Here is a 12508-nt window from a genome sequence, read left to right on the forward strand (position 1 = left end):
GGCAACGTGCGCACGTCGGACGTGTACGTGAAGGGGCTCGGCGTCTACCTGCCGCCGGTGGTCGGCATCGAGACGGCCGTGGCGCAGGGGCTCTACCCGGCCGAGGAGGTCGAGCTGCACCAGCTGGCGGGCGCGGCGGTCGCCGGGGACGTGCCGGCGCCGGAGATGGCGTTGCAGGCGGCCCAGCAGGCGTTCAAGCGCACCGGCCACAACGCGGACGACGTGGACGTCCTGCTGTACGCGGACTCCTGGCACCAGGGACCGGACGGCTGGCAGCCGCAGTACCACCTGCAGCGGCATCTGCTCGGCGGGGACGTGCTGGCCGTCGAGGTGCGCTTGGGCTGCAACGGCATGTTCGGCGCGCTGGAGCTGGGCGCGGGCTACCTGTCCGGCGGAGCGCGCAGCGCGTTGCTGGTGGCGTCGGACAACTTCGGCACGCCCATGATGGACCGCTGGCGGATGGGACCGGGGTACGTCGCCGGGGACGCCGCGTCCGCCGTGATCCTCTCTACGGAGCCTGGTTTCGCGCGGCTGCTCTCCGTGCGCTCGGTCGCCGTGCCCGAGGCGGAGCGGATGCACCGGGGCGACGAGCCGCTGTTCCCGCCGGGACCGACGGTCGGGCGGCCGCTCGACTTCGTCTCGCGCAACGCCGCGTTCAAGAAGCGGGCGGTGGGGTCCGGCGAGGGCACCGGCGCGTTGATCCGCATCCACCAGCAGACGCTGTCCGTCGTGCAACGCGTGCTGGACGAGGCGGGGATCGGTCTCGGTGACGTCACGCGCGTCGCGTACATGAACTACTCGCGGGAGATCGTCGAGCAGCGCTGCATGGCCGCGCTCGGACTGGGCATGTCCCGCTCCACCTGGGAGTTCGGCCGCACCGTCGGCCACCTCGGTGCGAGCGACCAGATCGTCTCGCTCGACCACCTGGTCTCCGCGGGCGAGCTGGGACCCGGCGACCACCTGCTGATGCTCGGCGTCGGACCGGGAGTGACGCTCTCCGCCGCCGTGGTCCAGATCGTGCACCCCGCACCCTGGCTGGCTTGAGTTGAGGAGTGAGATGAACACACCACCGGTGGCGGTCATCGGCGTCGGCTGCAGGTTCGCGGGCGGCGCCGGCACCCCGGCCGCGTTCTGGGACATGCTGGTGTCCGGCCGGGACGGCATCGGCGACCTGCCGGAGGGCCGCTGGCGCGCCTACGACGGGTCGTTCCCCGCGGAGCTGCGGCGCGCGGCGGCGGTGCCGGGCGGTTTCCTGGGTGACGTCGAGGGGTTCGACTCGGCGTTCTTCGGGCTCACGCCGCGCGAGGCCGAGCTGATGGACCCGCAGCAGCGGTTGCTGCTGGAGGTCGCCTGGGAGGCGCTGGAGCACGCGGGCATCGCGCCCCGGTCGCTGGCGGGCGGGGACACCGGCGTGTTCGTCGGCGTCGGGTCCGACGACTACGGGCGGCGGATGCTGGAGGACCTGCCCACCATCGAGGCGTGGACCGGCATCGGCAGCGCGATGTGCGCCGCCGCCAACCGGATCTCCTACGCGCTGGACCTGCACGGCCCGAGCCTGGCCGTCGACACGGCGTGCTCGGCCTCGCTGGTCGCGACGCACCTGGCGTGCCAGGCGCTGGCCGCGGCCGAGTGCGGCATCGCGCTGGTCGGCGGCGTGAACCTGATCATCGGGCCGGGACTGACGCTGACGCTCGACGCGGCCGGCGCCACCGCACCGGACGGGCGCTGCAAGCCGTTCGACGCCGACGCCGACGGGTACGGGCGCGGCGAGGGCGGCGGTGTGCTGGTGCTGAAGCTCCTGGAGCACGCTCTGCGCGACGGCGACCGGGTCCTCTCGGTGATCCGCGGCTCGGCGGTGCGGCAGGACGGCCGCACGAACGGGATCATGGCGCCGTCCGGTGACGCGCAGCGGACGCTGCTCGCCGAGGCGTGCGCGCGGGCGGGCGTCGAACCGTCCACTGTGGACTACCTGGAGGCGCACGGCACCGGCACGCGGCTGGGCGACCCGCTCGAGGCCGGTGCGATGAGCGCCGTGTACGGGGCCGGTCGCGACGAGCCCTGCCTGATCGGGTCGGTCAAGCCGAACATCGGGCACTTGGAGGCGGGAGCCGGGGTCGCGAGCCTCATCAAGGCGTCGCTGGCGCTGCACCACGGCGAGATCCCGCCCAGCCTGAACTGCCGCACGCCCAACCCGGCGGTCGACTGGGCCGGTTCCGGCCTGCGCGTCGCCACCTCCCGCACGCCGTGGCCGCGGGGCGAACGCGTCCGGCGGGCCGGTGTGTCCGGGTTCGGCTACGGCGGCACGATCGGGCACGTGGTGCTGGAGGAGGCGCCCGCCGTGACGCCGGTGGCCGCGCACGGCTCCGGCCCCCGGCTGTTCCCGCTGACGGCGGCCTCCGAGGCCGCGTTACGCGCGTCCGCCGAACTGCTCGCGGCGCAGGAGGTCACCGACCTCGACGCGGCAGGCCACACGCTCGCTTCCCGGCGCTCGCACCTCGCACACCGGGCGGCGGTCATCGCCTCGGACAGCGACGGACTGACGGCCGGGCTGCGGTCGCTGGCCTCGGGCGAACGGTCGCAGGAGACCGTCACCGGCACCGTGCCCGCGCACCCCGGCACCGGGCTGGTGTGGGTGTTCTCCGGGCACGGCGCCCAGTGGCACGGCATGGGCCGGGAGCTGCTGGACAGCGAACCGGCGTTCGCCGCGGCGGTCGCCGAGCTGGAACCCGTGTTCGCCGAGGAGATCGGCTTCTCCCCCGCGCAGGTCCTGCGCGACGGCGACTTCGACACCATCGACCGCATCCAGACGATGATCTTCGTGGTGCAGGTCGGCCTGGCGGCGGTGTGGCGCTCGTACGGCGTCCGGCCGGACGCCGTGATCGGGCACTCGGTCGGCGAGATCGCCGCCGCCGTCGCGTGCGGCGCGCTGAGCCCGCAGGACGGCGCCCGGTTGAGCTGCCGCCGGTCGGCGCTGCTGCGCCGGGTCGCGGGGCAGGGCGCGATGGCGATGACGAGCCTGTCGTTCGCCGAGGCGGCGGAACGGCTGGCCGGGCGCACGGACGTGGTGCCCGGCATCTCGGCCTCCCCCGGTTCGACGGTGGTCTCCGGATCGCCGGAGGCGGTCGAGGCGCTGGTCGGGGAGTGGGGCGCCGAGGGCGTCCAGGTGCGGCGCGTCGCGTCGGACGTGGCGTTCCACAGCCCGCAGATGGACGCGCTCACCGCCGACCTCGCCCAGGCCGCGGCGGACCTGACGCCCCGCGTGCCCGAGATCCCCATGTACTCCACGGCGTCGCCCGACCCGCGGTCGGCGGAGCCGCTCGACGGCGCCTACTGGGCGGGCAACCTGCGCAACCCGGTGCGGCTCACCTCCGCCACGCGGGCCGCCGCCGAGGACGGCTTCCGGCGGTTCCTGGAGATCTCCGCCCACCCGGTCGTCGCGCACTCGATCACCGAGACGCTCACCGAGCAGGACATCGAGGACGCGTTCGTCGGGATCACCTTGCGGCGCGACAAGCCCGAGGCGATCTCGGTGCTGACCGCGCTCGGGACCGCGTTCTGCGCGGGAGTCGACGTCGACTGGACGCGGTTGCAGCCGGTCCACCGGCTCGCCGACCTGCCGCCGGTCGCGTGGCAGCGCACTCCGCACTGGCACGAGTCGTCGGTCAGCGGCGCCCCCGCGCAGCACGACCCGGCGTCGCACACGCTCCTCGGGTCCGCGATCGAGGTCGCCGGGCAGGCGAGGACGACCCTGTGGCGCACCACCCTCGACGAGGCGAACCGGCCGTATCCGGGCAGCCACACCATCCACGGGACCGAGATCGTCCCGGCGGCAGTGCTGGTCAACACGTTCTTCGGCGCGGCGGGGACGTCCGCGCTCACCGACGTGGACCTGCGGCTGCCGGTCGTGGCCGGGGAGCTCCAGGTCGTGCGGGACGGCACGGCGCTCCGGATCGCCGCGAAGGCGACGGACACCTGGCTGACCTGCACCACCGCCACCGCCGGGGAGCCGTCGCAGCTGCCGGAGAAGCTGCCGAAGCTGCCGTCCGGCGCGAAACCGGTCCCGCCCGGCCATGTGCGGGCGCACCTCCGCGAGGTCGGCGTCCCGGACATGGCGTTCGAGTGGACGGTCGAGGAGCTGTTGCGCACCGAGTCGGTGCTCAGGGCGCGGGTCCTCGCCTCGGATGGCTGGCCGGGAGTGCTCGACGCCGCGCTGTCGATCGCGCCGGCGGCGTTCCCGGGACCGGCCACGTTGCGCATGGTCGCGCACATCGGCTCGGCCGAGGTCCGCGGCGAAGCTCCGGCGACCGCGGACGTCCAGGTCACGGTCATGTCCGACGACACGGTGGAGGTCCTCGTCGCCGACACCACCGGAACCGTGCGGGCACGGCTGGGCGGTCTGCGGTACGGCGGGATGACGTCCCAGGCCACGCCCGCCGACCTCGTGCACGAGATCGCGTGGCTCCCGCTGGAGCTGACCCCGTCCGGCACGCCCAGGACGATCGTGCGGGCCGGGGAGGACCTCGGCGGCGCGACGGACGTGCTGGTCGTGGCGCCCGACCCGTCCGGCGACGTCCCCGATGCCGCCGCCGAAGCCGCGTGGTCGTTGCTCAGCACCGCACAACGACTGTCCTCTATGGACAACCCGCCGAGGCTGTGGTGCGTGACGCGGGGCGTGCGGGAGAGCGCGACACCGCAGGCGCTGGCGCAGTCGACGCTGTGGGGTCTGGGCAGGGTGCTCGCCGGGGAGTACGAGGAGTTCTGGGGCGGCATCGTAGACCTGCCCGCCGACGGACGGACCGACCGGCTCGCCGAGGTGGTCGAGGCCGCTCCGGGAGAAGACGTGATCGCGATCCGCGACCGGATCGAGGTCGCCAAGCTCCGCAGGACCACCAGGGACGTGACGCACCAGCCCCTGACGTGCCGTCCCGACGGCACCTACCTCGTCACGGGCGGGCTCGGCGTGCTCGGCCTGGAGGTCGCGCAGTGGCTCGCCGAACGGGGCGCCAGGAGGCTCGTGCTGGCCGGACGCCGGCCGTTCCCGGCCCGCCGCGACTGGGACGCGCACCCCGACCGGCGGCAGGTCGACGCCCTGCGCAAGCTGGAGGAGGCGGGCGTGACGGTCCGCACCATCGCGCTCGACGTCGCCGACCTCGCGGACGCGCAGCGGCTCGCCGACCTCGACCTGCCGCCCATCAGGGGCGTCGTGCACGCCGCCGGTGTGCTCGACAACCGGCTGGCGGCCAACGTGGACGAGGACTCGCTGCGCACGGTGCTGGCGCCGAAGGTGCAGGGTGCGTGGAACCTGCACACCGTCTTCCCGCCCGGCAGTCTCGACTTCCTGGTGCTCTTCTCGTCGTGCGGCCAGCTGCTCGGCCTGCCCGGCCAGGCCACCTACGGTGCCGCGAACGCGTTCCTCGACGCGCTCGCGTCCCACCGCGACGACGTCACGAGCTTCGGCTGGACGTCATGGCGCGACCAGGGCATGGCGGCCAACGACGCCGTCGACCGCCAGCTCAGCGCACGGGGCGTCACGGACATCTCGGCCGCGGAAGCGTTCCGGGCGTGGGACTTCGCGGCCGTGCGGGGCCCCGGCCACTACCCGGTGCTGCGCACCGTCTCCGGTGAGGACGTGGAACGCCCGCCACTGCTGAGCGAGCTGACCGACGTCGTCGAGCCCACGACCGCCGCGGAGACCGACGACTTCGACGGCCTGCCACACGAGCAGCTCAAGGCGCACCTGGTCGAGGTCGTCGGCGCGCAGATCGCGGGCGAGATGCGCCTGCCCGCCGCCGACCTGGACATCCGCAGGTCGCTGGTGGAGCAGGGGCTCGACTCGGTAATGACCATCGCCGTGCGGCGGCGGCTGGAGAAGCGGTTCGGCCGCAAGCTGCCGTCCACGCTGCTGTGGCACCAGCCCAGCGTCTCCGCCATCGCGGACCACCTGGCGGACGAGCTCGTCTGACACCACGACGACGGAGGGGCTTTCCCGGTCCGGCCGGGAAAGCCCCTCTTTCGTCGTCCGCAAGCGCGCACACGAGAACGGGCCGGCTCCCGCAGGAGCCGGCCCGTCGCGGTCCGGTGTCAGAAGCCGGGCGCCGAGGTGGGCGCTCGAAGCGTGCCCAGGTACGGGTGCCAGAGGTGGTCGGGGTTGGCCTCCACCGCGGCCACGACCTCCTTCATCGCCTTCAGCGCCTTGGGCTCCTCGCCGTCGTAGACGTCGCCCTGCAACATCTTGAGCACGTCCACCCGGTAGCGGTGGTCCTGCACGAAAGCGGTGAAGAGCACGTTGAGCCGGTAGTAGATGGAGATGAACTCGTACCAGTACTTCACCGCGCGGCGCAGCTTGTTCTCGTACGTGGCGAAGCGTTCCCGCTCGTACGAGCCGGCCTCGTGCGCGTTGATGATGTCCTGCGAGGCGATCCGGGCGCTGTTGAGCGCGACGCTCACGCCGCTGGAGAAGATCGGGTCGACGAACCGCGCCGCGTCGCCGATCAGCACGAACCGGTCGCCGCAGATCTGCGTCATCGCGTAGCTGTAGTCGCCCTCGACCTTGAACGGGCGGACCTGCCGCGAGTTCTTGAGCGCGTCGGCCAGCTCCGGGCGGCTCGACACGAAGTCCCAGAAGAACTCCTCGCGGTCGCCGGAGCTCTCGCGGAACCGCTTCTTCTGCGTCACCACCCCGATCGACGTGACGGTGTCGGTGATCGGGATCTGCCACACCCAGGTGTCCTTGATGGGCAGGAAGTGCACGAAGATGTGGTCGGCCTGCGAGGCGTCGCCCGCGAACGCGTCCCGGTCGAGCCCCTCGAACCAGGTGTGCACCGCGTACTGGTCGAACACCGGGTCGTTGACCTTCACCTTGAGCTGCTTGCCGAGCAGCGTCTGGCGGCCGGACGCGTCGACGACCATGCGGGCGGTGAACGGGACGTCCCGCGGCCCGAACCGGCACGTCAGCCGCACCAGGTCGGGGTCGGAGAAGTCGACGTCGCGCACGCGCACGCCGTTGAACACGGTGGCGCCCTGCTCCTGGGCGTGCTTGAGCAGGATCGCGTCGAACCGGCCGCGGTCGACGTGGAACGTGTAGTCGCGGTCGACCCCGGGCTGGTTGCGTTCCACGAACTGGATGTCCGCGGTCCAGCCGTGGCTCAGGCCGCTGTACCCCATCTTGGGGATGTCGCGCGACTCGGCGGAGGTCCAGGAGGCGCCGTACTTCTTCGGGAAGCCCGCCTCGTCGATCTTGTCCAGCGCGCCGATCTCGGCGAGCACGGGGGTCGTGGCGGGCACGAGCGACTCGCCGACGTGCTCGCGCGGGAACGTCTCGCCCTCGAAGACCACCACGGACAGGCCGGCCCTGGCCAGGTAGGACGCCATCGTGGACCCGGCGGGGCCGCCGCCGATGATCGCGACGTCGTAGTCGGCGCTCATGCCCGGCCCGCCTCGACGACGGACTCCGCGTGCAGCATCGCGGCGATCGTCCTGATGTCCGCGAAGTTCTTCGCGTCGATCTTGTCCAGCGGCACCTGCACGGCGAGCTCGTCGCGGATGAACGCCATCAGCACCGCGATCCGCAGCGAGTCGAGGATGCCGGACTCGATCAACGGCGTCGTGGCCGTGAGCGCCTGGTCACCGCTGTCCGCCAGGAACTCCCGCGCCACGAAGGCCAGGAGCACGGACGTGTAGTTTTCCTCGGTCATCCCATCCCACTTTCGTCCAGCAGCAGCGATTGTGCGGCCAGTTCTTCGTCGGACATCTGGTCGAGCTCCGCCCGCACCTGCTCCTCGACCACCTCGGCGAGGTCGGCGACCGTGCCGCCCTCGAAGACCGCGCGCATCGGCACGGTCACCTCGAACTCGGACTGGATCGTCGCGATCAGCCGGATGGCGAGGATCGAGTTGCCCCCGCTCGAGAAGAAGTGGCTGTGGGCGCCCACGGGCACCCCGAGCAGGTCGGTGAAGATCTCCGCGACGCGTTCCTCGACGACGCCGCGGGGTGCCACGAGCCCCTCCCCCGCCGCCTCGGCGGCGGGAAGTGCGGCGTGGTCGAGCTTTCCGTTGGCGTTCAACGGGAACGCGTCGAGCGCCGTGAACGTGCCCGGCACCATGTACGCGGGCAGCTTGCCCGCGCACCAGTCGGTCAGCGCCACCTCGCCCGCGACCGGCACGTAGTACGCGGCCAGCGCGCCCTCCCGTGCCACCACGACGGCGTCGCGGACCTCCGGGTGCTCGCTGATCACGGCGGCGATCTCGCCCGGTTCCACCCGGTAGCCCCGGATCTTGACCTGCTGGTCGCGCCGGCCGAGGAAGTCCACGTCACCGGTGGGCAGCAGGCGCGCCAGGTCGCCGGTGCGGTAGAACCGCGCGCCGGGCGGCCCGTACGGGTCGGGCAGGAACCGTTCCGCCGTGAGCTCCGGGCGGTGGGCGTAGCCGCGGGCGACACCCGCGCCGCCCACGTACACCTCGCCGACCACGCCGACCGGCACCGGCCGCAGCAGGTCGTCGAGGACGTGCATCGTCATGCCTGGCAACGGTTTCCCGATCGGCACGGAGTCGCCGACCGGCTCGCGCACCGGATAAACGCACGTGCCGACCGATGTCTCGGTCGGGCCGTACTCGTTGACGAGATTGCAGTGCACCCACTGCTCGGCGAGCCGAGGCGGTAGCGCCTCGCCCGCGACGACGATCACGTCGGCCAGACGCGCTCGCTCGTCGTGCGTCAGCTGGTGCGACAGCACGTCCAGGTGGCCGGGGGTGAGCTTGATGAAACCGAACGGCGCGGCCTCCAGCAGCCGGGCGCCCAGTTCGGACAGGTCGAGGTCCTGCGGCAGCAGGTGCGTCGAGTGGCCCGCCACCAGCGGTGCCCACACGTTCGGCACGACGAGGTCGAACGCGACCGACGAGAACACCGGTGCGCCACCGGTCTTCGCAAGCTCCCCCGCCGCCCAGCGGACGTGGTTCGCGAGACCGCGGTGCGGCACCTGCACGCCCTTCGGCCTGCCGGTCGAACCGGACGTGTAGATCACGTACGCGAGGCCGTCCAGGTCGGTCCGCCGGGGCAACGGACTCGCGTCGCCTCCCTCGTCCCCGGCCAGGACGACCTGCCCGCCGAACCGGTCCCGGTAAGCATCAGCGGTGACCAGGACGTCCGCCCTGGCGTCGGCCAGCACGTACCCGACGCGGTCGGCGGGGAAGTCCGGGTCGAGCGGCACGTAGGCGGCGCCCGCCTTCCACACCGCGAGGAACGCGGCGAGCAGGTCCGCGCCGCGGTCGAGGAGCACGCCGACCACCGACTCGGGACCGACCCCCCTGTCCCGCAACCGATGCGCGAGACGGGTGGCGTGCGCGTCGAGGTCGGCATAGGTCACGCTTCGCCCGCCGGTCACCAGCGCGACCGCGTCCGGGGTGGCGGCGGCCTGGCGTTCGAACTCGTCGAGCACCGACGTGACGACCGGTTCGACCGGGTTCTCGGTCCACTCGCGGACCGCGTCCCGTTCGTCGGCGGTCAGCAGGCCGACCGTGTCCAGCCGGGTGCGCGGGCTCTCCGCCAGGGAGTGGAGCAGGTGCTGGAAGTGCCGCGCCAGGCGGTCGACCGTCGAGTGGTCGAACAGCGCGGTCGCGTACTCCAGCATGCCGGTCATCGACCCGTCGGACTGGTTGCGCAGGTACAGCGTCAGGTCCGTCTTGGCGACCCGCGAGGCGGCGACCAGTGTGGACAGTTCGGCGTCGTCCTCGGGAGCGCCGGTCAGCTCGTCGCCGTGGAAGTCGAAAGCGACCTGGTAGAGCGGTGTGCGGGACAGGTCCCGTTCCGGCGCCAGCTCGGCCACGAGCCGTTCGAACGGCAGCTCCTGGTGCGCGAACGCCTCCTTGCACGTGTTGCGCACGGTCTCCAGCGCCTGCTCGAACGTCAGCTCGCCCGCCAGCCGGCACCGCAGCACCAGGCTGTTGAGGAAGAACCCGACGACGTCCTCGACCTCGGGCCGGTCCCGTCCCGCGACCGGCGTCCCGATCACCACGTCCCACTGGGCGGTGTAGCGGGCGAGCAGGGTCGCGTACGCGGTCAGCATCGTCATGAACGGCGTGGCGTCGCTGCGCCTGCCCAGCTCGGCCAGCGCTGCGGCGACCGGCGCCGGGATCGTGAAGCTCACGACCGCGCCCTGCGCCTCGCGGGCGGCGGGTCGTGGCCGGTCGGTGCGCAGGGCCAGCGGGGTCGAGCCCTCCAGCACCTGGCGCCAGTGCGTCAGCTCGCCTTCCAGCACGTCGTCGGTGAGCCGGTCCCGTTGCCACACCGCGAAGTCGGCGTAGTGGACGGTCGGCGCCGGAAGCTCCCGTCCCGCCAGGACCTCGTGGAACTCCCGTTCCAGCACCGCGGACGACCAGCCGTCGCACACGATGTGGTGCATCAGCACGACGAGCCGCTGCTGTTCGGGGAACAGCAACGCCCGCACGACCGGTCCGTTGGCGAGGTCGAAACCGCGGCGCGCGTCCTCGTCGAGGATCTCGGCGATCTCGTCCGGAGTGGTGCCGGTGACGACCCGCAGCTCCATCGGGCGGGGCGGGTCGATCAGCTGCAGAGGTTCGTCGGCGCCGAACCGGGTGCGCAGCGACTCGTGCCGGGCGACGAGCGCGTCCAGTGCGCGCCGGACGTCGGTCTCGGCGGCGTCCGTGCGCAGGAAGAGCCCGGACACCCACTCCCGCGAACGCGGGTGGATGCGGTCGAGCAGCCACAGCCGCTGCTGCCCGAACGACAGCGGCAACGGCCCGGTGCGCGGCACCGGCACGACGGGCACCGACGAGGCGGGCCTGGGGTCGATCAGCCGGGCCTGCGCGGTGACGGTGGTGGCACTCAGCAGCGCCGCCAGCGGGATCTCGACGCCGGTCGCCGCGCGGAGCCTGTTGCCGAGCCTCGTCAGCTGCAACGAGGAGCCGCCGAGCCGGAAGAAGTCGTCGTGCGCGCCGACCCTGGCGACGCCCAGCAGCTCGCGCCAGACCCCCGCGACGAGCTCCTCGGCCTCGGTGCCGGGAGCGGCGGCGGGCCCGGCACCGGGCACGGGCAGTGCGCGCCGGTCGACCTTGCCGCTCGACGTCATCGGGAACTCGTCCAGCTCCACGAACGCGGCGGGCACGTGGGTCTCCGGCAGCCGCGTGCCGAGGTACGCCGCCAGGTCGGCCTGCTCGCCCATCCGCACGTACGCCGCGAGGCGGGTCGCGCCGGTGGCCGCGTCGAACGGCGCGACGACGGCCTGCAGCACCGCCGGATGCGCCTGGAGCGCGGTCTCGACCTCGCCCGGCTCGATCCGCACGCCGTTGACCTTGACCTGGTGGTCGGTCCGGCCGAGGAACTCGAACGTCCCGTCGGCGCGCACCCGGACGAGGTCGCCGCTGCGGTACAGGCGGGAACCGGGCGGGCCGCCGGGGTCGGGCACGAACCGCTCCGCCGTCAGCGCGGGGTTGCCGAGGTAGCCGTGCGCCACACCGGGTCCGCCGAGCAGCAGCTCGCCGTCCGGGGCGACAACCGCGCGCACGCCGTCGATCGGCGCCCCGATCGGCACCGGTCCCGACCGTTGCAACGAGTCGGCCTCGTGCGCGGTCGCCTCGACCGAGCACTCCGTCGGCCCGTAGGTGTTCCACACCGTGACGTCGCAGTTCCCGGCGGCGCGCAGGAACCGTTGGACGAGGTCGGCGTGCAGCTGCTCGCCGCCGGACGACAGCACGCGCAACGTCGTGCAGTCCGCCCACCCCGGCTCTTCGACGAGTGCGCGCAGCACCGAGGGCACCACCTGGAGCACGGTGATCCCGTGTTCCACGACCGCGCGGGTGATGGCGGCGGCGTCCCGTTCCGCCCCGGCCGGCGCGAGCACGACGGTCGCGCCGCTGATCAGGGGCGCCCAGATCTCCCAGCAGGCGGCGTCGAAGGTGATCGCGGTCTTCTGCAACACCCGGTCCCCTGCCTGGAGCCCGAGCGAGCGGACACGCCACCCCAGGTGGTTGCCGATGCCGGCATGGCTGATGACCACGCCCTTGGGCGTCCCGGTCGAGCCGGAGGTGTGCAGCACGTACGCCGGGTGGTCACCGGAGACCGGCACGTCCGGAGCGCTGAAGTCCTGCTCCCCCAACGCGTCCGCCACCACGTCCGCGTCGATCACGAGACGTGGCCCGGCGTCCGCCAGCAGGGTCTCGATACGTGCCGCCGGGTGGGTGGGGTCGATCGGCAGGTAGGCCGCGCCCGCCTTCCACACGGCCAGCAGGGCGACGATCAGGTCCGCGCTCCGCGGCAGCCGCACGGCGACCACGTCGGCGGGACGCACACCGTTGGCGCGCAAGGAGTGCGCGAGCTGGTTCGACCGCCGGTCGAGCTCGCGATAGGACACTTCGCGGGTGCCTTCGACCAGTGCGACCGCGTCCGGTGACGAAGCCGCCTGCCGCGCTATCAGTTCGTGGGACACGGTCGGTTGCGCTACGCCGTTCATCGTTTCTCCACCTGTGCGCAGATAGACGGGTTGCCGCGATCGAAC

General features: G+C 72.8%; 5 protein-coding genes. 2 read left to right on the top strand and 3 right to left on the bottom strand.

Annotation, left to right across the window (positions count from 1 at the left end; translation table 11 throughout):
- Positions 1-6 precede the first annotated feature (6 nt).
- Both BLT23_RS35540 and BLT23_RS35545 read left to right on the top strand, forming a co-directional pair.
- Positions 7-1044: a ketoacyl-ACP synthase III family protein gene (locus BLT23_RS35540; RefSeq protein ID WP_090058522.1), complete on the top strand. Its 1038-nt coding sequence runs from the start codon at positions 7-9 to the stop codon at positions 1042-1044.
- Positions 1045-1057: 13 nt separating this feature from the next.
- Positions 1058-5962 carry a type I polyketide synthase gene (locus BLT23_RS35545; RefSeq protein ID WP_090058526.1) on the top strand — a complete coding sequence of 1635 codons (4905 nt, stop codon included), beginning with the start codon at positions 1058-1060 and terminating at the stop codon, positions 5960-5962.
- 119 nt (positions 5963-6081) lie between these two features.
- Here the strand turns inward: BLT23_RS35545 and BLT23_RS35550 are convergent, their stop codons facing one another.
- Genes BLT23_RS35550 through BLT23_RS35560 form a run of 3 tightly spaced genes read right to left on the bottom strand, consistent with a single transcriptional unit; the run spans position 6082 to position 12439 of the window.
- Positions 6082-7425, bottom strand: a complete 1344-nt coding sequence (locus BLT23_RS35550; protein ID WP_090058529.1) for an NAD(P)/FAD-dependent oxidoreductase — start codon at positions 7423-7425, stop codon at positions 6082-6084.
- Positions 7422-7694 (bottom strand): phosphopantetheine-binding protein, encoded by a 273-nt coding sequence (locus BLT23_RS35555; RefSeq protein WP_090058531.1) that lies wholly within the window; start codon positions 7692-7694, stop codon positions 7422-7424. Before BLT23_RS35555 ends, BLT23_RS35550 begins: the two co-directional genes overlap by 4 nt.
- A complete protein-coding gene (locus tag BLT23_RS35560) occupies positions 7691-12439 on the bottom strand; it encodes a non-ribosomal peptide synthetase (protein WP_245744527.1) in 4749 nt (1582 codons plus the stop codon). Before BLT23_RS35560 ends, BLT23_RS35555 begins: the two co-directional genes overlap by 4 nt.
- Between the last annotated feature and the right edge of the window lie 69 nt (positions 12440-12508).

The organism is Lentzea fradiae (genome assembly GCF_900100955.1).
Lineage (GTDB): Bacteria > Actinomycetota > Actinomycetes > Mycobacteriales > Pseudonocardiaceae > Lentzea > Lentzea fradiae.